Source organism: Litchfieldia salsa (assembly GCF_900104555.1).
Classification (GTDB): domain Bacteria; phylum Bacillota; class Bacilli; order Bacillales; family Bacillaceae_L; genus Litchfieldia; species Litchfieldia salsa.
Genome location: NZ_FNJU01000005.1, coordinates 192448 through 218425, shown reverse-complemented (window position 1 = coordinate 218425; position 25978 = coordinate 192448). Strand labels below are relative to the sequence as shown.

Annotated in this window: 27 protein-coding genes; 16 read left to right on the top strand and 11 right to left on the bottom strand. The window is 34.3% G+C overall.

Annotated features, from left to right (window positions below; all coding sequences use genetic code 11):
• The first annotated feature begins 112 nt into the window (after positions 1-112).
• From BLQ56_RS12455 to BLQ56_RS12445, 3 genes are all read left to right on the top strand, one after another.
• Positions 113-1360 (top strand): metallophosphoesterase family protein, encoded by a 1248-nt coding sequence (locus BLQ56_RS12455; RefSeq protein WP_090854597.1) that lies wholly within the window; start codon positions 113-115, stop codon positions 1358-1360.
• Positions 1357-4353: an ATP-binding protein gene (locus BLQ56_RS12450; protein WP_090854594.1), complete on the top strand. Its 2997-nt coding sequence runs from the start codon at positions 1357-1359 to the stop codon at positions 4351-4353. The genes BLQ56_RS12455 and BLQ56_RS12450 overlap by 4 nt, the downstream gene beginning before the upstream one ends.
• Before the next feature lie 103 nt (positions 4354-4456).
• Positions 4457-4657: a sporulation YhaL family protein gene (locus tag BLQ56_RS12445; protein WP_090854591.1), complete on the top strand. Its 201-nt coding sequence runs from the start codon at positions 4457-4459 to the stop codon at positions 4655-4657.
• Between the two features lie 101 nt (positions 4658-4758).
• On the opposite strand, the gene BLQ56_RS12440 is transcribed toward BLQ56_RS12445, so the two are convergent.
• On the bottom strand, positions 4759-5583 hold the full coding sequence (locus tag BLQ56_RS12440) for a peptidylprolyl isomerase (RefSeq protein WP_090854588.1): 825 nt from the start codon (positions 5581-5583) through the stop codon (positions 4759-4761).
• A gap of 250 nt (positions 5584-5833) precedes the next feature.
• Here BLQ56_RS12440 and BLQ56_RS12435 point away from each other — a divergent pair, with 250 nt between their 5' ends.
• Both BLQ56_RS12435 and BLQ56_RS12430 read left to right on the top strand, forming a co-directional pair.
• Positions 5834-5920, top strand: a complete 87-nt coding sequence (locus BLQ56_RS12435) for a YjcZ family sporulation protein (protein ID WP_090854586.1) — start codon at positions 5834-5836, stop codon at positions 5918-5920.
• 61 nt (positions 5921-5981) lie between these two features.
• On the top strand, positions 5982-6068 hold the full coding sequence (locus BLQ56_RS12430) for a YjcZ family sporulation protein (RefSeq protein ID WP_090854583.1): 87 nt from the start codon (positions 5982-5984) through the stop codon (positions 6066-6068).
• 227 nt (positions 6069-6295) lie between these two features.
• Here the strand turns inward: BLQ56_RS12430 and BLQ56_RS12425 are convergent, their stop codons facing one another.
• Positions 6296-6475, bottom strand: coding sequence for a hypothetical protein (locus BLQ56_RS12425; protein WP_090854581.1), 180 nt, complete (start codon positions 6473-6475; stop codon positions 6296-6298).
• A gap of 100 nt (positions 6476-6575) precedes the next feature.
• Entirely contained in the window at positions 6576-7115 is a 540-nt protein-coding gene (locus BLQ56_RS12420; RefSeq protein WP_090854579.1) for a DUF3267 domain-containing protein, read from the bottom strand.
• Positions 7116-7364: 249 nt separating this feature from the next.
• On the opposite strand from BLQ56_RS12420, the gene BLQ56_RS12415 reads away from it, so the two are divergent.
• Positions 7365-7706, top strand: a complete 342-nt coding sequence (locus BLQ56_RS12415) for a DUF1878 family protein (RefSeq protein WP_090854577.1) — start codon at positions 7365-7367, stop codon at positions 7704-7706.
• On the opposite strand, the gene BLQ56_RS12410 is transcribed toward BLQ56_RS12415, so the two are convergent.
• Positions 7707-8300, bottom strand: a complete 594-nt coding sequence (locus tag BLQ56_RS12410; protein ID WP_090854575.1) for an HTH-type transcriptional regulator Hpr — start codon at positions 8298-8300, stop codon at positions 7707-7709. It lies immediately after the preceding gene.
• Positions 8301-8420: 120 nt separating this feature from the next.
• On the bottom strand, positions 8421-8780 hold the full coding sequence (locus BLQ56_RS12405; protein WP_090854572.1) for a YtxH domain-containing protein: 360 nt from the start codon (positions 8778-8780) through the stop codon (positions 8421-8423).
• A 214-nt stretch (positions 8781-8994) separates the two neighbouring features.
• Between BLQ56_RS12405 and yhzF the strand changes: the two genes are divergently transcribed.
• Entirely contained in the window at positions 8995-9180 is a 186-nt protein-coding gene (gene yhzF, locus BLQ56_RS12400) for a membrane protein YhzF (protein ID WP_476638777.1), read from the top strand.
• Between the two features lie 62 nt (positions 9181-9242).
• Here the strand turns inward: yhzF and BLQ56_RS12395 are convergent, their stop codons facing one another.
• The 3 genes from BLQ56_RS12395 to BLQ56_RS12385 all read right to left on the bottom strand — a co-directional run bounded on the left by BLQ56_RS12395 (position 9243) and on the right by BLQ56_RS12385 (position 11606).
• The gene (locus tag BLQ56_RS12395) at positions 9243-9767 is read right to left on the bottom strand and encodes a tryptophan transporter (protein ID WP_090854566.1); all 525 of its coding nucleotides are present in this window, start codon (positions 9765-9767) and stop codon (positions 9243-9245) included.
• Between the two features lie 120 nt (positions 9768-9887).
• Positions 9888-10970, bottom strand: a complete 1083-nt coding sequence (gene serC / locus BLQ56_RS12390; RefSeq protein WP_090854563.1) for a 3-phosphoserine/phosphohydroxythreonine transaminase — start codon at positions 10968-10970, stop codon at positions 9888-9890.
• A gap of 216 nt (positions 10971-11186) precedes the next feature.
• Positions 11187-11606, bottom strand: a complete 420-nt coding sequence (locus tag BLQ56_RS12385; protein WP_090854560.1) for an HIT family protein — start codon at positions 11604-11606, stop codon at positions 11187-11189.
• A 711-nt stretch (positions 11607-12317) separates the two neighbouring features.
• On the opposite strand from BLQ56_RS12385, the gene BLQ56_RS12380 reads away from it, so the two are divergent.
• The 3 genes from BLQ56_RS12380 to BLQ56_RS12370 all read left to right on the top strand — a co-directional run bounded on the left by BLQ56_RS12380 (position 12318) and on the right by BLQ56_RS12370 (position 15091).
• Positions 12318-13058 (top strand): ABC transporter ATP-binding protein, encoded by a 741-nt coding sequence (locus tag BLQ56_RS12380; RefSeq protein ID WP_090854557.1) that lies wholly within the window; start codon positions 12318-12320, stop codon positions 13056-13058.
• Positions 13051-14268: an ABC transporter permease gene (locus BLQ56_RS12375; RefSeq protein ID WP_090854554.1), complete on the top strand. Its 1218-nt coding sequence runs from the start codon at positions 13051-13053 to the stop codon at positions 14266-14268. The genes BLQ56_RS12380 and BLQ56_RS12375 overlap by 8 nt, the downstream gene beginning before the upstream one ends.
• A gap of 112 nt (positions 14269-14380) precedes the next feature.
• Positions 14381-15091, top strand: a complete 711-nt coding sequence (locus BLQ56_RS12370) for an EcsC family protein (RefSeq protein WP_090854551.1) — start codon at positions 14381-14383, stop codon at positions 15089-15091.
• A 202-nt stretch (positions 15092-15293) separates the two neighbouring features.
• On the opposite strand, the gene BLQ56_RS12365 is transcribed toward BLQ56_RS12370, so the two are convergent.
• Complete coding sequence (locus BLQ56_RS12365) at positions 15294-16496, bottom strand: M20 family metallopeptidase (RefSeq protein WP_090854549.1); 1203 nt, start codon at positions 16494-16496, stop codon at positions 15294-15296.
• Positions 16497-16637: 141 nt separating this feature from the next.
• Here BLQ56_RS12365 and BLQ56_RS12360 point away from each other — a divergent pair, with 141 nt between their 5' ends.
• Entirely contained in the window at positions 16638-17309 is a 672-nt protein-coding gene (locus BLQ56_RS12360; RefSeq protein ID WP_139163091.1) for a phosphatase PAP2 family protein, read from the top strand.
• 308 nt (positions 17310-17617) lie between these two features.
• Here the strand turns inward: BLQ56_RS12360 and BLQ56_RS12355 are convergent, their stop codons facing one another.
• Positions 17618-19747 (bottom strand): GDYXXLXY domain-containing protein, encoded by a 2130-nt coding sequence (locus BLQ56_RS12355; protein ID WP_090854543.1) that lies wholly within the window; start codon positions 19745-19747, stop codon positions 17618-17620.
• Positions 19748-19920: 173 nt separating this feature from the next.
• On the opposite strand from BLQ56_RS12355, the gene BLQ56_RS12350 reads away from it, so the two are divergent.
• Both BLQ56_RS12350 and BLQ56_RS12345 read left to right on the top strand, forming a co-directional pair.
• Positions 19921-20022, top strand: a complete 102-nt coding sequence (locus BLQ56_RS12350) for a YjcZ family sporulation protein (RefSeq protein ID WP_090854540.1) — start codon at positions 19921-19923, stop codon at positions 20020-20022.
• 52 nt (positions 20023-20074) lie between these two features.
• Positions 20075-20233 (top strand): YjcZ family sporulation protein, encoded by a 159-nt coding sequence (locus BLQ56_RS12345; RefSeq protein ID WP_090854537.1) that lies wholly within the window; start codon positions 20075-20077, stop codon positions 20231-20233.
• Between the two features lie 92 nt (positions 20234-20325).
• Here BLQ56_RS12345 and BLQ56_RS12340 read toward each other — a convergent pair whose 3' ends face one another.
• Positions 20326-20550 (bottom strand): YppG family protein, encoded by a 225-nt coding sequence (locus BLQ56_RS12340; RefSeq protein WP_090854533.1) that lies wholly within the window; start codon positions 20548-20550, stop codon positions 20326-20328.
• Between the two features lie 482 nt (positions 20551-21032).
• Between BLQ56_RS12340 and BLQ56_RS12335 the strand changes: the two genes are divergently transcribed.
• The 3 genes from BLQ56_RS12335 (at position 21033) to BLQ56_RS12325 (ending at position 25943) form a co-directional block, all read left to right on the top strand.
• Positions 21033-21500: a MarR family winged helix-turn-helix transcriptional regulator gene (locus tag BLQ56_RS12335; RefSeq protein ID WP_090854530.1), complete on the top strand. Its 468-nt coding sequence runs from the start codon at positions 21033-21035 to the stop codon at positions 21498-21500.
• Complete coding sequence (locus BLQ56_RS12330; protein ID WP_090854527.1) at positions 21497-24676, top strand: MMPL family transporter; 3180 nt, start codon at positions 21497-21499, stop codon at positions 24674-24676. The genes BLQ56_RS12335 and BLQ56_RS12330 overlap by 4 nt, the downstream gene beginning before the upstream one ends.
• 115 nt (positions 24677-24791) lie before the next feature.
• Positions 24792-25943 (top strand): acyl-CoA dehydrogenase family protein, encoded by a 1152-nt coding sequence (locus BLQ56_RS12325; RefSeq protein ID WP_090854524.1) that lies wholly within the window; start codon positions 24792-24794, stop codon positions 25941-25943.
• The last annotated feature ends 35 nt before the right edge of the window (positions 25944-25978 follow it).

The window sequence follows — 25978 nt, the reverse complement described above, 5'->3', positions numbered from 1 at the left end:
TAAATATAAACTCTGAGCTTTTTGTGATATATGGTTGTAGAACGTGCATTCGTGTTTTTGAAATGATAAAATAAGAAATATTAAGATCGTGTTAATTAAAAGGGAGAGTATTATGAAATCAGTTAGGTTTTTACATATTGCAGATTTGCATTTAGATAGTCCATTTATCGGATTAAAAAAGCTACCAGAGCAAATATATAAAAGAATTAGAGAAAGTACTTTTCAGTCGTTTACAAGACTAATCTCTCTTGCTATTAGAGAAAAAGTAGACTTTATGATCATTGCAGGTGATATTTTTGACCAAGAGAATCGAAGTATTCGCGCTCAAGCCCGTTTTCGAAAAGAACTTCAAAGGCTAAGTACCCATAGCATTCAAGTATATATTGTTCATGGTAACCATGATCACGTAGGTGCAGAATGGTATGAAATTGAGTGGCCTGACCATGTCCATGTTTTCAAAAGTGATGAAGTGGAGGTAAAGACCTTTACAAAAGATTTAAATAGTAGGGTTCATATCTACGGATTTAGTTACCCACAAAGAGCAGTAACTGAAAATATGACTAAATACTATACCAAGAAAGAAGATGCAGATTTTCATATTGGTATTTTACATGGGAGCGTTGAAGGAGCTAAAGAGCATAATCAATATGCACCTTTTAAGGTAGAACAATTGCTTCAGAAGAAATTTGATTATTGGGCACTAGGACATATACATAAGAGTCAAGTTCTTTCTAATCAACCACTCATCATGTATCCTGGCAATATACAGGGAAGGCATAGGAAGGAAAGTGGTGATAAGGGAGGGTATATCGTTCACCTAACCGCAGAAGATGCGATACCCACTTTCCACAAAACTGCTGATATCATTTGGGAACATGTGAGTATCTCAATTAATAACATGTCGAAAATATCGGAATTAATTGATCATCTTTTTCAAGTAATAAATGGTTATCGAAAAGGTATGGAAGCTGTATTCCTTTCTATTGAGTTGACCGGAAATGGTGAATTGCATCCTATCTTAATGGATTCGCTTGTTCTTGAAGACGTACTTCACATGATCCAGGAAGGTGAAGAAGAGCTAGAAAACTTTGTATATGTTATTTCTCTTAAAGTTTATAGTCAAATTAAAATAGATCGGGAGAGCATTAAAAGTGAAGCATCCTTCCTAGGTGATTTAGTAAATATCATTGATTCGTATGATTATACAAAAGACGCTATAAATCCTTTATATGGACATCCAATAGCCCGCAGGTTTTTGGATGAATTAACTAAAGCAGAAGAGGAAGAAATCCTTAAACAGGCAGAAGAGTTGCTGTTAAATTCAATTTATAACCAACGGTCGATTGGAGGACATTCATGAAGATTATTGGCTTACATATTTACGGCTATGGTAAATTCGAAAATGTAAAATTTAATAATCTATCAGCTAATATCCAGGTATTCTATGGAAAAAATGAAGCTGGGAAATCTACGCTGATGTCATTTATTTTAAGCATTTTATTTGGTTTTCCGACAAAACAACAAAATGAACAACGTTATGAGCCAAAGACCACTCAAAGCTATGGTGGAAAGCTAATTGTAGGTACAGAGAAGTTTGGACTAGTAACGATAGAAAGGCTTCCTGGCAAAGCTGTTGGTGATGTAAGGGTACAATTGCAAGATGGCTCAATACATGGAGAGGAATTACTACATGAATTACTTAGTAATTTAGATCGGAGTTATTATCAAAGCATCTTTTCGTTTAATGTGCATGGACTACAAAATATACATCGTCTTAGTTCAGATGATTTAGGTAGATTTCTATTCTCTTCAGGTGCGATAGGTACGGATGCATTATTATTGATCAATCAAAAGCTTGAAAAAAACCTTGAATCCCTTTTTAAGCCAAATGGCAAGAAACCGTTCTTGAATTTAGAACTTCAACAATTAAAGGACATGAATCAAAAAGTAAAAAAGCTGAAAGAAAAAAATGAGACTTATTATTTATTAATGGAGGATAAAGAAGCATTACAGAATGAGTTACTGCAAATTGAGCAGCTTTTGATTGACTACCAACAAAAACTTAAAACATATGAATTCATTCAATCAATAAAGCCTTTATTAAAAGAGAAAAACAATTTAAATGAAAGTCTTCAAGAACTCCCATCCTATGAGCCTTTCCCTATTGATGGTTTAAAGAGATTAGATGGATTACTTTCACAGCTTCAACCATATAACACTCAATTGGTCGGCCTCAATGAAAGAAAATCGAAGTGGGAGAAGAGAATCAAAGAACTATTACTGGATGAAGATATTTTAAAGTATGATCAAGAAATACAGTCACTGAATCGCTTAAGAAATATCTATGAGGAAAATAAGCTTAAACTGCAGCAATTAAACAATGTCCGTAAAAATAGAATAGAAGAGATAGAGCAACAAAAAGAACTAATACATACCGAAGCAGCTGAAGAAGAGATCATGAAATTTGATACAAGTTTAGTGGCAAAAGAACATATTAAACAAACATCTTCAACACTCGAAGGATTACGACAGAGAAAAAGGATATTAGATCAAAGTTTTAATGATGCAAAAGATGCACTTGAAGATTGTGATCTTAAAATAAAAGGGTATGAGGATGAGCTACTTCCTGAGGGAGAGCAAAGACAATTAGAAAGAGAATATGATCGTTTTAAGTCTCGAGGACATCGTAACAATGTTAAGGAAAGCTTACTTAAATCTATTGATCAAAATGATCGAAAGAGAGTAAACATAGAAACTAGTAAAAACAGACAAATGAAGAAAGGATTTGGAATCTTTTTAGTTATAGCACTTGTTTTACTAGGATTTTCTATCTATTTATTTACTGCCGGTACATGGACTTCTGGTCTGTTTCCACTCTTATTTGCGTTTGTGACACCTATCATTTATTTTAGTTTATTGAAACAATCAACGAGCAGCATGTTATCTGAACTTCAAGCGGATAAAATGGAATTGATAAAGCAGCTAAAAGAACTCACACCAGATGTGGAGTCGTTTAATGATGCTGACTATAACGAAGTACAAGTAAGGTTATCAAAGAATTCACAAGTACAGCAACTTTTAGAGGTGGAAAGAGCGAATTTTGGTCAACTAGAACGTTCATATGATCGTATTGTTAATCAGTATGAAATATGGGAACAGGAATATTTTAAGGTTAAAAAGAAATTAGTAGAACAATGTGAAAAATATAAAATACCTGAGACTAGTGAGCAGCTCATTGATATTTATAACGTGATTGTAAGATTAAAACAATGTATAAGAGAAAAGAATGAGTGTATAGAGCAGATAAACTTAATAAAGTCACAAATAGAAGAGTTTGATAGCATGATCAAATTTATTGGTGAGGCATGTAAGGTTGAAGTCGATCAGTCAGACTCACTCATTGTTTTAGAAAGGATTAACCAAGCAATCAAACAACAAACATCTGTTTTAGAAGAATTAACCCATACTACTAAAAAGGTTGAAGAGATAGATGAAGATGTTGCCCAGTTGCAATCTGAAGTTAATTTTGTTTTGAAAGATGTAGAAACATTGTTAGCACAAGCAAATGTGCAAACAGAAGAGGAGTTTAGAAGAAAAGCTAAAGTAGCTGAGAGAGCTAGTAGAATTAAAGAACGCCTATTATTAGTAGATGCTCAACTATCAAGCTATCCTTTAGTTGAAGAGGAGTGGCTAGATGCTTTGAATGATGAAAGGAAGATTGAAAAAGTTGAAATAGAACTAAGACATAATAAAGAGAAACTAAAAGAAATACAGCATCAGCTTTCTGAAACGAAGATAAGAATTGAAGAGCTTGAAGAGGGTGGGGTGTATGCTGAAGTTTTCCATGATTATCGATTTGCACAATCTAGTTTTCAAGAGCACGCTAAAGAATGGGCAATCATGTCTGTAGCCAAAGATCTACTTGAGAAAACGATCCAACAATATCGAGATGTGCGGTTACCACAGTTATTAAAGACTGCTGAAAGATATTTGACTATACTTACAAATGGAACATATGTAAGGGTGTATCCTAAAGAGGGGAAAGCGGGCTTTATAATTGAAAGAAAGGATGGTATAAGGTTCACCCCTGATGAGTTAAGTCAAGCAACAGCAGAACAAATATATGTAGCGATTCGCTTTGCATTAGCAAAAACCATTAGTGTAAATGAAAAGGTTCCTTTTTTAATTGACGACAGTTTTGTCAATTTTGATGGAAAAAGACTGGAAAATGTTGTCGTGCTATTAAAAGAAATTTCGAATAACCAGCAAGTTATGTTCTTCACATGTCATGAACATGTTGTAAGTTTATTTAATCCACAAGAATGTATCAGCTTAAGCGAGTTAAGGGCTTAAGATAGATAAAGAAGTTGGATCTATTATAAGGAAAAAGTAGTTATAAGAGAGAGATTCAGGTCATATAGTAGTAAAAACGAATGGGACAAGGAGGTAGTTGTTCATGTTATTTACAACTCCATGGTGGATTTATTTAGCTCTTGTAGGAATTGTTTTTAGTGCTTATATGATCGTCAGAACTTCAAAAGAAGAGAAGCAGGTTGAAGATTCTTTTATTGAACGTGAAGGACAAGTCTATATTGACAGAATAAATAATGAAAAGGAACTTAGAAAATCTGAAATTAAAAAAGTAGAAACAATGTAACACAGATTACACAAACATAAAGGCTGTCCCATAAGTGCTTAGCACATTGAATGGGACAGCCTTTTTATAACGTACAGTTAGTATCGTTTAGTATATAGAATTTATTTGGTATCTGTTGCAGTATCAGTTGCAGTATCAAAGATACCTTCTAAATCCTTATCTTTTATTTCAATTTCTACATCAGTTATTGCTTCATCAAGTGCTGTTTGTAGTAATGCTGTATTTTGTTGAAGAATCGTACCGATGATTGTATCTTTTTCTTCGTCACTTAATTTGTCAAAGTCTTCTTTTGTTTCAGTAACTTTAATAATATGATATCCAAATTGTGATTTAACAGGTTCACTTACTTCACCTTTACCTAAAGTAAATGCTGCTTCTTCAAATTCTGGTACCATTTGTCCTTTTGGGAACCATCCTAATTCTCCACCTTGAGCAGCAGATCCATCTGAAGAGTATTCAGCTGCAAGCTCTTCAAACGTTTTTCCTTCTTCTAACTTAGCTAGTACTTCTTTTGCAGTAGCTTCGTCTTCAACTAAAATATGACTAGCTTTTACAATTTCGGTAATTGATGCTTTAGCAGCTTTTTGCTTTAGTAAATCAGTACGAATTAATTCTCGGATTGCTTCTTCTCCACGTTGTTCAACAATTGCATCAAATTGTGGACCATAGCTTGTTTTAATTGTTTCATATTGCTTGTCTAACTCTTCTTTTGTCACTTCGTACTTTTCATCTAATGCTTTAACATAGATCATATCTTTCAAGATTTCACTACCGACCTGTGTTTTCATGGAAGTATAGAACTCTTCCTTTGTAATATTACCAGCACTCGTTTCAGCAATTACATCAGAATTATCAGCTGAATTATTACAAGCACTTAGTGCGAGTAGGCTAGCTGTAGTTGTTAGCGCAATCACGAATTTCTTCATTTAGATACATCTCCTACTATGTAAGTTTATTGGAAAAAGCCACATGAAATACTATATCATATTTTCCCTTTAGATTGAAAGCTAATGATTTATTTATTTAGCTGTTTTTGGAAACTTTGTTTGCTATTTAACTTAGGAAACAGACTAAAAGATCCGAACAAGCCTAAATTGAAGGGTAAGGGCGCATGCCCATGACATTTTCATGGTAAGTGCATAGGATAAAGTAACAACTCAAAGAGGAGGTGTTATTATGAGTCACACTGGTTTTAATGGTGGATTCGCGTTAATCGTTGTGTTGTTTATTTTATTGATTATTGTAGGTGCTTCTTTGGCCTAATATAAAGCATAATGACAAATAAAGACCATAAGAATATAAAAATAAAGGGGAGTTGTATTTTATGTCAACATTTACACATGGAAGCGGGTTTGCATTAGTTGTAGTATTGTTTATTTTACTAATTATCATTGGTGCTTCTTGGGCATAGTAATTTAATATAGAAAAATGAGTAAACAAAAAGTGGCGATAATTTATCGCCACTTTTTTTTGAAAGGTAATAAAGTATGCCAAATTTCTTACTTAGTTTTAGTGTCTAGCTCCAGGCGCCATCAGCTCTGGGTCATAAGACAAGCCGTCAAGAAGGTTAAAAAGCAACCGTCAAGCTGGCTTGTCTTATGCCTGTCGCCGATAAACGGGCGCCTTGCGCTTTTCTTATTACGCAAATAGGATCTCTACATAGGAAGATATGAGCAGTATTGTAATTAAGATGTTAATCGTTCGAAAAACTTTATGTTGGCGATCTTCGGGAATCTCTTTTTGTATGCAGAGTTTATTAGTCATATCATTAATTTTAAATAGAATAAAAACAGCAAATGGAATATATAAAACCATCATCATGAGACCCCTCCTAAACTTACATAATATATATTAACATTAACAAAGATTTAATGAAAAGTGTATAAAAATTTGTAAAAAGTTATATTAGGCTATATAACTAGTTGTTTATTAAAACATCATAACCATTATCGATTTCTTCAACAATACAGGCTCGAGGAGCTTTGAATAATTGTTTTAGAAGGATAAAATCAGACACGCAAATTCCAAGGTGAACAGCTATGATAATGGTGAAATAATGAATGTATTGTGGAAAAAGTGCACATCCATAGAGCATGAATCCCGTCACACTTACAAATGGTGTAATTAATACAAGCATAATCAAAGGCTTAGATAGTAAACACTTAGGACGTACAGAGATAACGGGTAACATAAAAATAGTACGTTCTATAGTAATTTTGACTTGTTTTCTAAGTATAATCAATGGGAATGAATGTAATAACTTATGAATAGGGAAAATGACTAACAAAGTCAGTACAAATAGTACAAGGCCATCTTCGGTTAATGGAATATTGGAGTAAACTAAATTTAAGGGCAGATAAAGTAAAATAAACGTCATTAGCATTGTAAGAAACGAAACAATTACTATGCGGTGAAACCCATATTCTCTCGAGAGATTAATGGTTTTCCAGCAAGTCATAAAATCACCTTCCGAGAAAGAGAATAGTTAATCAAACTCATTTACCTACTTTACGATTTTTTGTGTTAAAAATCAATAGTAATTAGGTAACATTATCTAAGTGTCGAATTCTCTTTTTTTTGATGAAAAAAGTCAACATTCTAAGTCAGCCTATATAATTCAACCTTTGATAATGTTGCGACTATAAAACAGGTGGGTTAAAATATTTTATATGCAGAAGAAACGAAAATAGAAGGAGAAAAAACTGAAATGGAATCCTTAGAAGCAAGAGTTAACCGACTGGAATATTATCAAAAACTTTTACTCCAACTTTTAGATAAAGAAAAAGTCAACTTTTATAAATTGATAGTTGAATCTAATTTACAAGAGAATGAGGTAAATGACCTGTTAAACCTATGTGAATTGATGAGCATAGAGTATAAAAAGCAAAAAGCGGAAGGTCTGGTGATCTTCTCTCCGCTTCTTACACAATTTGCTGGGTTACTTAATCCTAAACTGAATATAAAAAATACAATCGAAGCTCTATTAAAACAAGGTTTGTTTGTTCCGGTAATGACAGAGTTTTATGATTTATTGAAAGAGAATGATTGATTACTTAGTTACCACTTTGCTTACTTCTTGGTCATTCACTCTTTTATAAAGTCTACCATCGATTTCAATAAATTCTTCTTCAATATTATTAAAAGACCTTTCAAATATATCCATGAAGTCATCACCATAAATGTTACGTATAATGCACATCATCTCAATGATATCAGGAAATTTCCCATATAAATTGTGAAGAGGGAGTGCGCCATTAAAAATTGCATTCTTACTAGGATCATAGTTTTCCATTAATTCTAACAAGATGGCTTCTCCTTGTGGAGTCAATTCGATGTAAGTATTTCTTTTATCATTTTCTTTTTTCGAAAACTGTAAAAGATTTCTTTCTTCTAATTTTTTTGAAAAATTAAATGCTGTTGAAACATGCATTACTCCAAATTTGGCAATCTCGGAGATGGAAGCACCCTGCAGGTGATAAGCAATCCATAAAATATGATGCTCATTGATATTCAAGTCAAAAGGCTTAATCCATTGCTGCCAATCCTTTTCAATTGATTTCCAAAGTGCTTTGCTTAGTTGTGCCATACGTTGGCTGAAAAGCATGGCTTCTTTAATAGAGTAGTATTTTTCATCCTGTTTCATCATTACACCTTCTTATATCATTCTATTATTACTATTATGCCAATAAAGTAAAAATTAATAAAGACTAAATTTACTAAATTTTTAAATAAAAATATAAACACGCCTAAAAATGAATAAAAACTACTTCTGTTTGACCGCTTTTTCTAGGCTTTTTAAAGAATCTTCAATTTCTGAAAGTTCTTTTTGTATGCGATCTCTAGAATTTTTAGTACTTTCTTCCCATTTTAGTATCGATGTTTTTATTTCGTCAGCCAGTAGTCCTAATTCCTGAGTGGAGTATTTAGTTGCCTTCTTTAAATCATTTACTAAATTTAATCCATTAGCTTTAATTGAAGAGTAATGATTTCCTATAATAATATTATTCCTTTTTATTTTTTTTCTTAATTCTTTACCTGACATTGATGTTGTAAGAAGCGTAGAAACACTCCCAACTGTACCTCCAATAAGAACTCCAAGTAGTAATGCTTTTCGATTTGCCATCCTAATCACTCCTTTCGTTATTTTGAAGGAATCATATAAGCTTCTAATTGTATGAATCCAGAATTCGCCAATTGTTTATAAATTCCTCTTTTTACAATAACTTTTCCTTCGGACAGTGATCTTAAACGTGATTGCTATCAATATTCATACGTATTCTCATAGGAGCGAGCTTTTACGCATAAATATATATAAAGGGGTGAGAGATTTGGTTGGTGTGATATTTGGTTTTTTTGTTATAAGTTTATTATTGTTTTTGGGAGCATTTAATTATTTGTTGCTTTCGAAAAGGGCTGGTGCTTATCCGCCCAAAAGAATACTCATCCAAAAGGCAATGGGGTTTGCTGCAATTGGAGCAGGTGTATTGGTCGTAGCCATTGTTTTATATATATTTTCACATTGAAAAAGGGCTATCCCACATCAGAGTGCCAAGCACCAATGGGATAGCCCCTTAAAATAAGAGTGTTAAGCTTGAATAGGAAGGTTCGCTCGCTTAATTAATTGTTGTGCAATTGGATAAATAATTAACATTGCAATGGCACTTAATGCTGTCGTCGGTAGAACGACACCGATAAATAAACCAACGAATGTTGCAGAACCAGGTAAACCAGCAATTAATAAAGCTGATGATAAAAAGATAACACCAGAAATCATCGTCCCGATAGTAGCAATCACAATTGCTCCCATAGTTGACTTAGCAAACTTACCTACTAACAAAAATAATCCATAAAACACAAAGGCAGTAATCAGCTTATCAATAATATTTGGAAGTTGACCTCCAGGAAATTGTGTAGTTAATGCAGAAATTAATCCAGCAACAATTGATAGTAATAGAACATTTTTCTTATTAGGGAACAACATAATCCCTAAAAACATCATTGTTAACATCAAATCTGGCTTCATTCCACCAAAAACTCCTGGAATTACAGAGTGTAAAACTGCACCCATCCCAATTAATAATGATAATAACACTAGCACTTTTGTATTCATTTCTCATCTCTCCTCATCTTGTCTATGCTTTTTCCTCCCATAGTGTCCTATGACCTATAGCGAGAAAATTACAATTTAAGTATAACAAACTGTGTATAAAATGAATAGCGAAATTTTCTGTTAATATTTTGTTTTAAAATCGTTCATAAATGCAACAAGTGCTTCACAAGATTCAATCGGTACGGCATTATAAATTGAAGCTCTGCATCCACCTATTGAACGATGACCAGCAAGACCAACGAATCCCAGTTCTTTAGCTTGTGCAAGGAAATCCTTCGTTAATTCCTCAGAAGGAAGTGTAAAAGTAACGTTCATATTTGAGCGACTTCCAACTTGTGCGTGTGGAGTATAAAATCCGTTTGATTCATCTAAGCAGTTGTAAATGAGACTAGCTTTTTCATGATTAATTTTTTCAATCGCAGATACACCACCCTGAGCTCTAACCCAATCTAGTACAAGTGATAAAATATAGATTGAGAATGTAGGCGGTGTATTGTAAAGAGAATTATTTTTTACATGTGTTTGATAGTTTAAAAGAGTTGGGATACTACTTGGAATATCTTTGAGCAAATCCTTTTTAACAATCACAACAGTCACACCTGAAGGACCTAGGTTTTTTTGGGCACCAGCATAAATCATGCTGAATTTACTAATATCGATTTCTTTACTTAAAATATCACTAGACATATCTGCAATTAAAGGGATATCTCCTAGATCAGGATATTCAGCCCATTGTGTTCCATAAATTGTGTTGTTTGATGTGATATGAACATATGCTGCATCATCTGTTGGAATCAGTTCATTGATATTTGGAATATAATTATATTTTGACTCCTTACTTGAAGAGATAATCGCGGTTTTTCCAAGCTTTTCTGCTTCTGCTAGAGCTTTTTCAGACCATGATCCAGTCAAACTGTAATTACCTACTTTTTCTGAAGAAAGAAAATTCATAGGGATCATTGCAAATTGTAAACTTGCACCACCTTGAAGAAACAGAACCTCATAATCATTTGGAATATGATATAACTCTTTTAAATCTGCAATTGCTTTTTCGTGAACTTGATCATATTCCTTGCTTCGGTGACTTAATTCCATTAATGCCATTCCAGAGTCTTTGAAATTAATAAATTCCTCTTGAGCTCTTTTTAACACATCAAATGGAAGCGCAGCTGGACCTGCATTAAAATTGTGAACACGCTTCATTTTACTACCTCCTGTATTACGCTAATTTGGTGAAGTGAAAAATTAAAACATAGTTTTAAATAACAAAGTTTGATTTATTTTAACATGAAATATTAAAGAAAAAAGAGTGAATTTAGTAAAGTTTTCGAATTATTTAATAAAGTGATATAAAAAAGAGGCTGATCCTTTGATAATCAAGCTCTTCAGGGATAGCCTCTCGGTTTGAAATTCAGTTAATTATAAATTAGAGGAGATTGATTCTGCAATCTTTTGCAGTTCCTGTGATGTATATTGATCAGCGTGTGTCTTCCATACAGCACCAAAACCATCACCTTTTCCATACCTTGGAATGATGTGAACATGGTAATGAAATACAGACTGCCCAGCATCCTCACCATTATTGTTAAGTAGATTTAGCCCAATAGGTTCAAATTCCTTCTTGATTGCTTCTGCAATTTTAGGCACTACTGAAAAAATCTGGCTTGATAAATCTGGTGAAAGTTCAAAGATATCTTTCTTATGTACTTTTGGTATTACGAGAGTATGTCCTTTTGTAACTTGACTAATATCTAGAAAAGCTAAGACATTTTCATCTTCATATACTTTTGAACAAGGGATTTCTCCGTCAATAATTTTACAAAAAATACAATCACTCATATTAGTATCCTCCATTAACCGAATTTTTTATTTCATTTTATCATATTAGATCATCGCAAAAAAACATAAGTAAAAAAGAACAGGGTGCAATCGCTAGGATGCACCCTGTTCAATGAAGATGGGTAAAGGTTACTGGATAAATTCAAAAGAATAATCTTTGATAAACACCTCATCTTTAATGTGAATTAAAAATGGAAGTACTTACTTTGTGAGTTTGAACAATTGTCCAATCGGACCATCTCCTCTTAAAGGAATCATAAGTTTCACAACTTATATAGCTAGAAAATAGTCTTTAACAAACACCTCATTCACAAAATGATGGAGATATTAAATATCTATTCGGGTTCCAAATAAATTATGGCCCGTAGACACCTCATTTCGTTAATTGGTTATTGCTTAAAATATTTTCTTAATAGTCACTCACATTTAAATTATTCAATACCATCATCCCCCATACCATTCTTTTACCCTTGTCTAATAAGGAAATTGTCTTTAGCAGACACCTCATTTTCAACTTTTGTAAAGAAGGTATTGATTAAGCCTTTCCCTCTTCAAAGTTTAGAATACCCATATCTACGTAAGATATTCAGGATTTTCGACAATAGTTTAACTATGTAATTTTTCTATTATTTGTTATCATTAAGAGAGGTGAGAAGGGAAATCGTTCCCAGTAAAAAATGATGTCAAATGATTAGGAAGGATAATAATGTCATGAGACTATTAGAAATTGAAAAAATAACCGGAGGATATACACGAAATCCTGTGCTAAAGGATGTATCCTTTCATGTTAATAAGAATGAAATAGTAGGTTTAATTGGGTTAAATGGAGCCGGAAAAAGTACAACCATCAAACATATTATTGGCTTGATGGAACCGAAAAAAGGAACAATAAAAATTAATGGCAAAAGCATACAAGAAGATCTAGAATTGTATCGTTCTCAGTTTAGTTTCATTCCTGAAACGCCGATTTTATATGATGAATTGACACTCCATGAGCATTTGGAGCTTACAGCTATGGCTTATGGACTAAGTAAAGTTGAGTTTGAAAAGAGATTACCTCCCTTGCTGAAAGAATTTCGAATGGAAAAGAAACTGAAATTTTTCCCAGCACATTTTTCAAAAGGGATGAAACAGAAAGTTATGATTATGTGTGCTTTTTTAGTTGAACCATCACTTTATATAATTGATGAACCTTTTGTTGGGTTAGATCCTTTAGGCATTCAATCACTTTTAGAGTTAATGAATCGTATGAAACAAAACGGAGCAGGCATTCTAATGTCTACCCATATACTTGCTACAGCTGAACGTTATTGTGACTCGTTTATTATCTTACATAATGGTCAGGTGAAGGCAAAAGGTACATTAGAGGATTTAAGGGCCCAATTTAGCATGTCTAAAGCCACATTAGATGACTTATACTTAGAATTAACAAAGGAAGATAGCAATGATTAATACGAAGGAGCTTTGGAAAAAAAGGTACAGTCAATATACAACTGAAATTAGAAGATACTTGCGTTATATGCTAAATGATCACCTTCTAATTGCCCTGATCTTTTTTACTGGTGGGGCAGCATATTACTATAACCGCTGGTTGGAAGATCTTCCACAAAATGTTCCGTATTCTTTTATCATTGCAATCGTATTAGCATTTTTTTTAACGCGTGGATCTGTACAAACACTATTAAAAGAACCAGACTTAGTCTTTTTGTTACCCGTTGAAAAGAGATTAGATGACTACTTTCAAAAATCCTTTGTGTGGAGTGCAATTTTTCAAGGATACATATTGTTACTATTATTTGCGGTTATTGCTCCTTTGTATTTAAGTGCAACAAATCAAAGCTTTGCACATTTAAGTATGATCTTTGTGATCGTCCTCATGAGTAAGTTGTGGAATTTACTTATGACGTGGAATCTTCAGTATTCACATGATGTATTGTCGAAGGTTACAGACAGGATCATTCGTTTCTTTGTGAATTTAGCATTATGTTATTTTCTGTTTACTACAGCATCAATCTTCTATACGATTGCTATGATCGTGATAATGTTATTTCTGCTGACATACTTTTATAAAGATAGAAAACAAAAAGGGCTTAAATGGGATGTATTAATTGAACTCGAGTCCAAACGAATGCTTACCTTTTACCGCCTAGCTAATTTATTTACAGATGTACCGAAATTAAAGGAACGAGTTAAAAAGCGTAAATGGTTGAATTGGTTAATTGCACTTTCTCCGTATTCACAGGAAAAGACGTTTAACTATTTATATCTCCGTACTTTCATTCGCTCAAGTGACTATTTTGGAATGTATATTCGCTTAACCATCATTGGAGGGATTGCATTATATTTTCTCCCAATGGACTATGGGAAGATATTTATTGGGTTATTGTTCCTATACTTAACAGGATATCAACTTATTACGCTTTGGAGACATCATCACCTTAAGGTATGGTTGGATTTATATCCCATTACAATTATTAAGCGAACCAAGTCATTCCTTCAGCTTTTAAGCACGATTTTGTTTATACAAGTACTATTATTTTGTCTATTTATTTTGTTCTCCGGACAATTTATATTTGCTCTTTACTTGTTAATTTTTGGGACGATTTTTACCTATTTATTTGTTCACTTTTATGTGAAAGCAAGGCTAAAGAAGATTGGTTAATAGTAAATGTTCATGGGAAGTCCTACTTACTCGTAATATGAATAAGTGGATTTCCCTTTTATGATTGGTTATTTCAGTCTATTGTTAAGAACGGGTATAGGGGGGTGAATGAATGAATTATGAAGAAAAGATAAGAGATGATTTATTTCATTGGAGAAGAAGGTTAACAGCGAAATCGTCCTTTATTAATCGGTTTTCTAAAAAAGTTCAAACAAAAGTGAATGATAAAATCCCCCAAAAATTCCATAATATCCTGACAGAGAGTATAAAAAAAATGGTTGAGGCTACTCTAGTTGGATCCGAATACACAACAAAAGCAAAAGAAATCCCACCAACCCTTGAAGAGAAAGACATTCTTGTACGGCAGGTACTAAATACTTATAAACGAACTGCTGCAGTTGAGGGAGCAGGAACTGGTGCAGGTGGCATATTTTTAGGAATGGCAGATTTCCCTTTACTATTATCAATTAAAATGAAGTTTTTATTTGAGGTAGCTTCAATCTATGGGTTTGATACGAAGAAATACGAGGAAAGGTTATTCATCCTCTATATTTTTCAGTTAGCCTTTTCAAGTGATCAACATCGAATCGATACCCTAAAGGAGATTGAGCAATGGGACATAGTTAAGGAAGAATTAGTGGAGATTGATTGGCGAGTGTTCCAGCAGGAATATCGGGACTATATAGATTTAATTAAAATGCTGCAATTAGTACCTGGATTTGGGGCGATTGTTGGTGCATATGCTAACTATAATTTACTTGATCATTTAGGTGAGACGGCTATAAATTGCTATCATTTAAGGCTAATAAAGATGACTTCATAAACAATTCTGAAGTCATCTTTATGAAAGGTTGTTTTTGTATACAGTGTTGCTTTTTTAAAGCGCAGGCTGAATACACTCCGCGTCCGGCGGGTGACCAGTGAGCCTCCTCGTCGCTAAAGCTCCTGCGGGGTCTCACTTTGGCCACTGGTCCCGCAGGAGTCTAAGTGTATTCAGCCTGCTTATACTACCTTCTCTAATTAAATTACTGTGCTGTTTCAACCGTAGTCTTATTATTTTTCAAAAAACCTAAAGCGGCTGAGCCGAGTGTTTTTGAGGAAATCAGTAAAGCTTTTTCATCGAAATCAAATTTAGGATGATGATGGGGATATGGGTTTTCAACACCTTGTGGTTTTGCTCCAGTGAAGAAGAATGTCCCCTTGACATGCTGTAAATAATAGGCGAAATCCTCACCACCCATTTGAGGTTCTGCTTCCTCAACCACCTTTACTCCAGGGATACTATTAGCAATTTCAGTTAAAAATTGTGTTTCTTGCTTATGATTTACAACGGCTGGATATCCGCGAGTAAACGTATATGTGTAGGATGAATCTGAAGTGATGCAAGTTCCCTTAATCACTCGTTCCATTTCAGTTTCAACTTGACTTCTAACTTCTTCATCAAATGTTCGGACAGTACCGCCTAATTGGGCAGAATCGGCAATAACGTTAAATGCGTTTTGAGCAATAAATGAAGCAACAGATAGAACTGCAGACTTTGTAGGGTCTACCTTTCTGCTTACAATTTGCTGTAAATTTACGACAAGTTGAGATGCAGTAACGACTGCATCTTTTGTTTTATGGGGCTGTGCACCATGTCCGCCAGACCCTTGAATGGTAATATCAAAACGGTCTGCGGCTGCCATTATAGGTCCTACACGGTATTGGATGGTCCCAGTTGGTTCGCTTGCCCATAAATGGGTGCCAAATATAACATCTACACCCTCAAGGCAACCATCCTCAATCATACTAATTGCTCCACCAGGTCCGAATTCTTCTGCATGTTGATGAATTAAAACAATTGAACCCTCAAGTTCATCTTTCATTTCGTGTAAGACCTTGCCTAGGACAAGTAAAGCAGCAGTATGGCCATCGTGTCCACACGCATGCATGACTCCAGGTACTTTAGATTTATATTCAACCTCTTTTTCATCTTGAATAGGTAGTGCATCAAAATCTGCTCTCAATGCAACTGTAGGTCCGGGTTTCCGACCAACAACCTTGGCAACAACCCCATTACCACCAACATTTGTACGAACGTCAATGCCTAGATTTCTATAATATTCAGCAATAAATGCTGCTGTGTTATATTCCTGAAATGATAGTTCAGGATGTTGATGCAAATGTCTTCTTATACTAACCATTTCATCATAATATCCTTCTAATGAATCAAATAAATCTACTTGCATTTAACAACCTCCTCATTAAATTCAAACTATTTGTATAATTTTTAATTATAGCATGAGATAGTTAAAAAAGTTGGACATATATTGTAAAATGAAAATCTGAGCATGAATAAAATTTTTTTAAAAAAAGGGGCGAGTGATTGAGTGGAGATAAAAAAAACAGAGAATACGCAGGGGAATAGGTTGTTTCTATTTCTTATACCTCTTACTGTATTTGTAGTCATTTATACGTGGCTCTTCATAAATGAACTAAAAAGTGGGGAAGTTATTTCAGTTGATAAAGTAATTGGAGAACTAATATCAAGTATATCAACTGAATTTGTCGTTACGTTTTTTTCGATATTTACTAATATCGGCTCAAAGTGGGGCATTATTACTGTTTTAATTTTAGCTGTCCTTTATATTTGGTGGAAATATCGAGATTATTTGGGCATGTCAATCTTAATCATCGTAGCTGCAGGGGGAGATCAGTTAAATAAATATTTGAAAGGATCAATTGGAAGAGAACGACCGTTGATTGATCCATCAATTTATGCTGAAGGGTACAGCTTTCCAAGTGGACATGCAATGGTCGGAATTATGTTTTTCGGATTTATCGCTTATTATTTGATCGCACGAATGAAAGATCAGAAGATTAAGAGAGTTGTTGGATGGTCAATGGGAACTATTATCTTTTTGATCGGGATAAGTAGAATTGTTTTAAATGCTCATTACCCTACTGACGTATTTGGGGGATTTGCAATAGGGTTAATCATGCTAATTATCTCCATCCTCGTTTATGAGGAAGTAGGCAAACTTATTAATAAAAAGAAGTAAAATACATAAGGATAGCCAATTGGACTATGTTTTAACATCCATTAGGCTATCCTTTTGATATGGCTGTTTTCGTTTAAATTGTTGCTTATAAAAGCCGCAGGCCGAATACACTCCGCGTCCGGCGGGTGACCAGTGAGCCTCCTCGTCGCACAGCTCCTGTGGGGTCTCACTTTGGCCACTGATCCCGCAGGAGTCTACGTGTATTCAGCCTGCTTGGTGAATGTTTTAGGTCTTAATCAACAAACTTTGAGAAAACAGTCAAACATTTAAAAAATAGTTTTATGTTAACTCATACGTCTTGCTCTTTGCTACTCAACCGATAATAGTAGAGCATCACCTTTTTTAGATACGATTACTTTTGCGGTTTTAGCATTTCTTTCAATTTCCAAGCCTGTTCCTTCTTGAACAAAATAACTTTCAATTCCATAGATAATCGTATCATATCCATTATATTTTCCTGTAATAAGAGCCTCGTTTTGATTTAGAGGATAGCTTTTTGGGTCTATCCTTTCTGTTATCACCTTTTTCTTTTCATAAATTCCATCCTGATTCTTTTCTAATAAAACATAAAGTTTTGCTCCAGACTCAATCATAAGTGAATCTTGTTCAGCAATTTCATAGCCAAGTCTCAAATAATCACCTTGTAGTAGTGATCTTGGATCAATAGGTGAGAGATTCAGTGTGATGACCTTGCCATTCTTTAATAACCATTCATTAGAGCCTATTTGATAACCTAAGAGTCCGATCTGAAGGATTATAATAATTAAGATTGAGACGCTTTGCTTTGGAAATGGAATTGCGTGTTTTACATATATATGGTTATAGGTATGACGGTCTATTAATCTTGTCACCAATAATAAGATTAGACCAATAATGAAAAACGAGAGTGACTTATGGACAAGGGACCAAACAAAATCATAATAAGTGAAAACTAAGAATCCTAGCCAAAAGATAGTTGTCATCGTAACAATAGCTTTCTCGTCTATTCTAGAAAAATAAACAATTAGATAGGTGGTAACTAAGAAGAAAGTCAGACTATATATAACTTCTAATAAAACCCCGTTTTCTAAAAACGTTAATGATAATAAGAAAATTAAAAAGTAAAAGTATCCAATACGATGAATAGCTTTATTTGTTTTAAACAGATATGCTACAACAGAATTTAGAAGGATGAACCCCAAAAATACAATATCCAAGTATTCAGTTAGATTAAATTCTCCTAATACAAGAGAAAGACTGCAACCTAACGCGGTTGTATAGCTGATAAACCGAACAATTCCATCTTTTATAGAGGCTGTAACAGCCACTCCTAGTAATAGGAATAGAAGAGTTACAGGTAAGGAGAGGAATATTGCTTCGGCCAAGCCTGAGAAAAAACCAATAAACAATAAGGTATGCCTTGCTGCTGGATCCAACTTTTTAAGCAATAATCCTAGTGTGATAAAAAGGAGACTTAGAAATACTGAAGCATATTCATTTTCAGTAATCATATACAAAATTCCGCCAAAACTTGTAACAAACATTCCAGAACCAAATAGCGTCACAATCACAATCAAAATTCTTCTAAGAACATGATTTGTAGGTGTGGATTGATGTTGGGCCGTAATTTTTCTTGCCAAATAGATTCCACCAAAAATTAAGCTAATTGAAAGGAAAATTCCACTTAGTTGATACGCAAAAAAACCAAGGTCGAATAAAAACGGCAACTCAATTAGTTTTACGTTTACATAAAGAATCGCCATGATAAATAAGATAATCGTTAACCCTCTGTCTACTTTTTTGGAAGAAAAATAATAGTAGGAAACGAGTGTAAAGGCTATATAAAGGAGATTCGTCCAACCACTATAAGGATTAAACAGTTCAAAAAAACTAATCCCAATAAGAAAGGCATGTGTCGTTATATAACTTAAGTAACGTATATACTTGTAATTGAAGAACCGAAAAAATGTCAAAGCAAATATGCAAACATTAATAAGAGCTAATATGAAATATAATCTCCATTCCTGAAAATCCGATCGTACAATACGGTAGGATGAAGGATTCATATAAAACCAGAACGTAAAATGAAATAAGAAATAACTCATTAACCAAAAAGGGAGATAACGTGTAATAAGTGCGAATGCAAATGTTGGAATTAGCCAAACTGCAAAGAGTATGTAGCTATCCGCATGAGAATTATATATTTGACCAATTAATGCAACACTTACCCCAAATGTAATGGCTCCTGTAACAATAAACCACTTTCCTAAAAATGAATGATGTGAAATGAATTTAGAGGCAACAACGGATAAAAGATAAAAAATCATCATAGCACTAATCGATAACCCGATTTTGTCTATACGAGAAAATGTAGCCCAATTTCCTGCAAAAAAGTAAATGATACTAGTTAAAATTAAGATAATTGATCCAAGATATCCTAACGGAATAAACTTCTTCAATCTTTTCCCTCCATTCTATAACTTTAAATCAAGTATATGATAAGAGTTCTAGAATGAATCCGATAATTCCTTTATAAGTTAATCGCCCAAAATAAAGAAGTTGGGGGTTTACCTATATCGAAAAGCACCCTTCTTACATACAGTATAACAAACACATATGGAGGTGTTAAATTATGGGTGCAACTGCAGGTTATGGCGGAGGATTTGCTTTAGTCGTTGTATTGTTTATTCTCCTTATTATTATTGGTGCTTCTTACGTTGGTTACGGATACTAAACAAATGAATTAAAAAACCAGAAATAACATAAATAAGAAAGGAGTGACTTTCATGGGCTTTGGATATGGTTATGGTGCAGCAGGTTATGGATGTGGTTACGGTGCTCCCGTTGCTCCCGTTGCTGGTGCTGGCTACGGAGCAGGTAGAGGATTTGCGTTAATCGTTGTTCTATTCATTCTGCTAATTATTGTTGGAGCAGCTTGGTGCTAAATTTAAATAGTTAAAAAAAGGGAGCAATCGAACGATTGCTCCCTTTTTTTTTTGATTTCCAAAAAAAAAAGATGGAACGATAAGCTCCATCTCTAAAGTTTCTTCATGAATCCATTTAGTTGTTTAACCATAGGACTTACTTGGCCTACCAATTTGTTCATTTGACCAATTGAACCTGAGATTTTATCGATGTCCCAGTGTCCGTCAGGCTTTTTAAAATAATTCAGGGGATTTTGTTGTGGATTCTGCCCTACATTATTGGGTGGTGGGAAAGGTGGTCTTTGTCTTGGTGGTCCAAATCGATTTGGTGGAAACATGATTTCCCTCCTTTAGTTATGATCTTAAGGAGCTGAAGTCTCCTTTATTATAGAATACGTATAAATCATTTAATTTGTTTAAGACAAGTACCTAAAATTTATTTTTTTTTTAGAGCAAAAGGATAAAATTACATAGAGATATTAGAGAACATTTTGAAAGACTATGGATAAAAGGAGTGTGATCTATATGTCTTCAAAATGTTTTTACTGTGATTATGATGTAGAAGAAAATAGCGTTCATCATGTTTCATTTAATAATAATAACCAGCACCAGGAGGAAGTATTGTGCAGTGAGTGTTACTCTGAGTGGTTGCAGGGAATTAAAGGATAATTTACGATGGGATTCGTATAAATTTACTGCTAAACCTGTGGTTATTCCTCAGGTTTTTATTTATTTTTATATTGATAATGATCAAAAAATGCCATATAGTTAAACAAGTGAACTATTAAATTGTTGAACTAAAAGGAAGGAAGGTGAGTTTATGGATCATCAGAAAATACAAGAACTCGTAGATCGATATATATCGGTGTCTTTTTCAGTAATGAAAAAAGGTGAATCCTTGATAAGAGATCAGATTAGTGACGATTTAACCAATGAACAACATACAACTTTAAGGTATATCAAAAAGACAACTAATTGTACATCTACTGAATTATCAGAAGTCTTTAGTGTGAAAAAAAGTGCAATTACCGCCATTATAAATCGTCTTACAGATAAAGAGTTAATTACAAGAACTAGGGATCAAAATGATCGTCGTGTAGTGTATTTAACACTTACGGAAAAGGGTGAGGATTTATTTTATAAGACTGAACAAAAAATCTGTAAACTAGTTGAGCATTTCATTACACAATTCGATGAAAAAGAAATAGAAGCATTTATTAAGACCTATGAGAAGCTTTCGATGATATTAGAAAATATAAATATTGAAGGGTTGGAGGATAAAAAGTGAACACAATTATTAAAGCCAGATGGTTTATTATAGCTGGATGGATTGCAGTTGTAGCTGTTTTATTTACAATTGCACCGAATATGGCAGATCTAGTTCGTGAAAAAGGTCAAATCTCAGTACCTAATGGTTATTCTTCCACAATGGCAGATGAAATTTTAAATAAGGTGCAGAAGGAAGAAAATGCATCTAAAGATTCTCAAGTTGCTTTAGTTTTTCATAATGAAAAAGGTTTGACTGAAGAAGACGAAATTCAAGCGAAAGCAGCAATAAATATTTTGGAAGAAAAGAAGGCTGAATTAGGTATTACTGGAATCATTACTCATTTTAATGAGATTGAATTAGAAAAACAGCTTGTATCAGAAGATGGTACAACCATTCTTATTTCACTTAGTGTAGATAAAGGTAATCAATCAGCTGAGGAAATATCAGATAAGTTATACGAAGCAATTGAAGAAGTAAATTTATCTCATTATTATACAAGTAGTTGGATGATTGATGAGGCTTTAGTAAAAAACTCGGAGGAAGGATTAAAGAAAACCGAATGGATTACAGTTGTTTTTATTCTCTCTGTATTACTTATCGTTTTTAGATCCATTATCACACCCTTTATTCCTTTGGTTACGGTTCTGCTTACTTATCTTGCATCACAATCGATTGTAGCTTTATTAGTAGATAAGGTGAATTTTCCGTTGTCAAATTTCACTCAAATTTTCTTAGTAGCTGTTTTATTTGGAATTGGAACAGATTATTGTATTTTACTCCTAAGTCGATTTAAAGAAGAAATGTCTAAGACTGAAAATGTTTCAACTGCTATTATTGAAACATATAAAAATGCCGGTAGAACGGTCTTCTTTAGCGGGCTGGCAGTTATGATTGGGTTTGCAGCTATTGGTTTGTCTACATTTAAACTATACCAATCGGCTTCAGCGGTCGCGATAGGTGTTGCTATTCTTTTGTTAGCTTTAGTAACCATTGTTCCTTTCTTTATGGCAGTTCTTGGACCAAAGCTGTTTTGGCCTTCAAAAGGAAAACTTGAACATAAGGATAGTAAACTATGGGATATAGTTGGTCGTTTTTCACTTGCGCGTCCTTTAATCGCTATACTGATTGTAGCAGCTATTGTTGTTCCATCATTGCTAACATATGATGGGAAACTCTCCTTTAATTCTTTAGAAGAGCTTAGTGATGATGTTCCGGCAATAAAAGCATTTGATATTATTGCTGCTGGCTTTGGTCCAGGGGAAAGCATGCCAACAACTATTGTCATTAAGAATGATGAAGAAATGAATACGTCAGAGTATTTAGCTTTGACTGAAAAAATCAGCCAAGAGCTTGTAAAAGTCGATCAAGTAGGGAAAGTAAGGTCTGCAACGAGACCAACAGGTGAGCCAATTGAAGACTTATTCGTAGCAAAGCAGGCTGAAACACTTGGAGAAGGTCTAGGTGAAGGTAATGATGGAATAGAACAAATCAGTAATGGACTACAAGATGCTAGTGATCAATTAACATCATCAGCACCTGAACTTGAGACAGCCACATCTGGAATTGGTGATTTAATCTCAGGAACTACCGAATTAAAGAATGGGATCATTCAATTACAAGCAGGTTTATCTCAAATTGAACAGGGGCTTCGAGAGGGTTCTGCGGGTTCAGGACAAATTAAAACAGGTTTGGATGAAATAAAAAAGAATGCTGAGCGATTATCTGCAGGTAGTAAAGAACTATTAAATGGTTATAAACAAGTAGGTTCAACAGTAGAAATGCTTGCTGGAAAATACGGCGAAGTCCATTCTGGTCTCTCACAGATTTCAGAATACTTACAGTCTACAAATAGCTATTTCAGTACAATGGAATCTAATCCAGGGCATCAGGCTTTATTAGCTGATCCAGAATACCAACAATCATATTATGCTCTAAAACAAACTGTTCTTGCTTCTGCAGAACAAACGAAGACAATTGTACAGGGACTAAGTCAAGTAAATGAAGGTCTTTATGGTTTGGTTTCAGGCATCAGTGAAGCAAATAGTTCGTTTGAAACAATCATTAATGGTCAAACAGCTTTAATAGGTGGAATGGATCAGTTAATTAAGGGCATTTCACAACAACAAACAGGACTTGAAGCAGCAGCTAATGGTCAGGGAGAAATTATATCTCGCCTTTCAAGTGTTGATGGAGGGTTAAAAAGCATTAATCTTGGTCAGCAGCAACTCCTGGATGGATTTAAAGACTTAAATGGTCAAATGACTCAATTGACAGATGGCTTGACTCAGAGTGCAGATGGTTTGGGTCAAGTGTCGGAGGGGCTTTATTCAGCCCAGGACTATTTAGAAGGACTTTCTTCTAATGGTCAAATGACAGGCTTTTATATACCCGAGGATGTGTTAGTGAGTAATGATTTTGAGCATGCTCTTGATGCTTATATGTCTCAGGATCGAAAAGTTATGACGATGGAAGTTATCTTTACTGCAAATCCATATTCTAGTGAAGCACTAGAGCAAATTGATGAAATTAAAGCATCAGTGGAACGCGCTGTTAAGGGGACAAAATTAGAAAATGCAACTGTGGCAATTGGTGGAGTCACAAGTGTATATTCTGATCTGGATTCAATTTCAGAGCAGGATTATACACGTACCGTCATTTTGATGCTAGCAGGTATTAGTATTATATTAGTTGTGTTATTACGTTCTTTTATCATGCCAATGTATCTAATCGGTTCATTGATTCTAACTTACTATACTTCTATGGCAATTACCGAGATGATTTTCGTGAATCTCCTAGAATACTCTGGGATTAGTTGGGCAGTACCATTCTTTGCTTTTGTCATTTTAGTTGCGCTAGGAATTGATTATAGTATTTTCTTAATGGATCGATTTAATGAATATAAGCATTTATCTGTTCAGGAAGCTATTTTAGTTTCCATGCGTAAAATGGGGACAGTTATTATTTCGGCAGCAGTCATTTTAGGTGGCACTTTTGCGGCAATGATGCCTTCAGGGGTATTATCGTTGCTCCAGATTGCTACTATTCTATTAACAGGATTATTCTTGTATGGCTTTGTCATGCTCCCATTATTTGTTCCAGTAATGGTTAAAACCTTTGGGAAAGCAAATTGGTGGCCATTTTTAAACCAACGAGAATACCATCAAGAAGATCAAAATAATAACTTTAAAGGTTAATATGCTTGAACAAAGGGCTGTCTTCCAGACAGTCCTTTTAATGGCTTAAAAAGGAAATATGTGAGAAAATGAACATGAAATATCTTATTAAATGAAGAGAGAGGAGAGTTCATTCATGACGATATCGTTTATCAAGAATGAAAATCAAAAAGAACTTTATTCTAAAATCTCTATTTTGGCTGATCGATTTAGTGAAAGAGCTGCTAAGAATGATGAAGAGGGACGTTTTCCCTTTGAAAATATAGAAGATCTAAAAAAAATTGGATACACGTCACTAACAGTTCCTAAGCGTTTCGGGGGTGAAGGGATATCTCTGTATGAGTTTTTATTATACCAAGAACGTATAGCACAAGGAGATGGGTCAACTGCGTTATCAATCGGATGGCATCTTGGAGTAATGATGGATATTGAAGAAAAGAAGGAATGGCAAGATGACCGAATAGCCACAATGGCTGCTAATGTACTGAACGGAAGCTTGATGAATCGTGCGGCAACCGAGCCACAAACTGGTAGTCCTACAAGAGGTGGTAAGCCTAAAACATCTGCAAGAAAAGTAGGAGATCATTGGGTCGTTAACGGAAGGAAAACATTTACTACAATGTCACCGGCTCTTGATTATTTCCTTGTGATTGCTGCAATTGAAGATACTGATCAACTAGGTGAATTTGTTATTCATAGAAAGTTAGCGGGAGTAACTATTAATGAAACATGGGATATGATTTCAATGCGAGGAACGGCTAGTCATGATTTAATTCTTGAAGAAGTATCAGTTTCAGAGGAGGATCTTGTACATGTGATCGATAAGAAGAATGCAGCTCCCAATGGTTGGTTATTACATATTCCGGCCTGCTATTTGGGAATAGCCCTTGCTGCTAGAGATTATGCAATTAAATTTGCGAATGAGTATTCCCCAAACAGTATTCAAGGAACAATAAAAGACCTGCCAAATGTTCAAAGATTAGTGGGTGAAATAGAAGCTGAATTAATCCATGCCCGTCATTTCATGTATTCAGTGGCTAGACAGTGGGATGAAACACCTAATAAAGCTGAATTTACCTCTGAACTTGGTGTGGTGAAATACATAGCGACGAATACAGCTATCTCAGTTGTTGATAAGGCAATGAGAATTGTAGGTGCAAAAAGTCTACAGCGTTCTAATCCATTACAACGCTATTATCGTGACGTAAGAGCAGGACTGCATAATCCACCAATGGATGATATGACGATATTAAACCTTTCTAAATCTGCCTTTAATTCCCTTACATAAGAAACCTCCCTTTACATGAAACACGCTGTAAAGGG

Bases quoted from the DNA above. Each gene is read 5' to 3' on its own strand.
- BLQ56_RS12455 (WP_090854597.1), top strand. From the start codon at position 113: ATGAAATCAGTTAGGTTTTTACATATTGCAGATTTGCATTTAGATAGT.
- BLQ56_RS12450 (WP_090854594.1), top strand. From the start codon at position 1,357: ATGAAGATTATTGGCTTACATATTTACGGCTATGGTAAATTCGAAAAT.
- BLQ56_RS12445 (WP_090854591.1), top strand. From the start codon at position 4,457: ATGTTATTTACAACTCCATGGTGGATTTATTTAGCTCTTGTAGGAATT.
- BLQ56_RS12440 (WP_090854588.1), bottom strand. From the start codon at position 5,583: ATGAAGAAATTCGTGATTGCGCTAACAACTACAGCTAGCCTACTCGCA.
- BLQ56_RS12435 (WP_090854586.1), top strand. From the start codon at position 5,834: ATGAGTCACACTGGTTTTAATGGTGGATTCGCGTTAATCGTTGTGTTG.
- BLQ56_RS12430 (WP_090854583.1), top strand. From the start codon at position 5,982: ATGTCAACATTTACACATGGAAGCGGGTTTGCATTAGTTGTAGTATTG.
- BLQ56_RS12425 (WP_090854581.1), bottom strand. From the start codon at position 6,475: ATGATGGTTTTATATATTCCATTTGCTGTTTTTATTCTATTTAAAATT.
- BLQ56_RS12420 (WP_090854579.1), bottom strand. From the start codon at position 7,115: ATGACTTGCTGGAAAACCATTAATCTCTCGAGAGAATATGGGTTTCAC.
- BLQ56_RS12415 (WP_090854577.1), top strand. From the start codon at position 7,365: ATGGAATCCTTAGAAGCAAGAGTTAACCGACTGGAATATTATCAAAAA.
- BLQ56_RS12410 (WP_090854575.1), bottom strand. From the start codon at position 8,300: ATGAAACAGGATGAAAAATACTACTCTATTAAAGAAGCCATGCTTTTC.
- BLQ56_RS12405 (WP_090854572.1), bottom strand. From the start codon at position 8,780: ATGGCAAATCGAAAAGCATTACTACTTGGAGTTCTTATTGGAGGTACA.
- BLQ56_RS12395 (WP_090854566.1), bottom strand. From the start codon at position 9,767: ATGAATACAAAAGTGCTAGTGTTATTATCATTATTAATTGGGATGGGT.
- serC (WP_090854563.1), bottom strand. From the start codon at position 10,970: ATGAAGCGTGTTCACAATTTTAATGCAGGTCCAGCTGCGCTTCCATTT.
- BLQ56_RS12385 (WP_090854560.1), bottom strand. From the start codon at position 11,606: ATGAGTGATTGTATTTTTTGTAAAATTATTGACGGAGAAATCCCTTGT.
- BLQ56_RS12380 (WP_090854557.1), top strand. From the start codon at position 12,318: ATGAGACTATTAGAAATTGAAAAAATAACCGGAGGATATACACGAAAT.
- BLQ56_RS12375 (WP_090854554.1), top strand. From the start codon at position 13,051: ATGATTAATACGAAGGAGCTTTGGAAAAAAAGGTACAGTCAATATACA.
- BLQ56_RS12370 (WP_090854551.1), top strand. From the start codon at position 14,381: ATGAATTATGAAGAAAAGATAAGAGATGATTTATTTCATTGGAGAAGA.
- BLQ56_RS12365 (WP_090854549.1), bottom strand. From the start codon at position 16,496: ATGCAAGTAGATTTATTTGATTCATTAGAAGGATATTATGATGAAATG.
- BLQ56_RS12350 (WP_090854540.1), top strand. From the start codon at position 19,921: ATGGGTGCAACTGCAGGTTATGGCGGAGGATTTGCTTTAGTCGTTGTA.
- BLQ56_RS12345 (WP_090854537.1), top strand. From the start codon at position 20,075: ATGGGCTTTGGATATGGTTATGGTGCAGCAGGTTATGGATGTGGTTAC.
- BLQ56_RS12340 (WP_090854533.1), bottom strand. From the start codon at position 20,550: ATGTTTCCACCAAATCGATTTGGACCACCAAGACAAAGACCACCTTTC.
- BLQ56_RS12335 (WP_090854530.1), top strand. From the start codon at position 21,033: ATGGATCATCAGAAAATACAAGAACTCGTAGATCGATATATATCGGTG.
- BLQ56_RS12325 (WP_090854524.1), top strand. From the start codon at position 24,792: ATGACGATATCGTTTATCAAGAATGAAAATCAAAAAGAACTTTATTCT.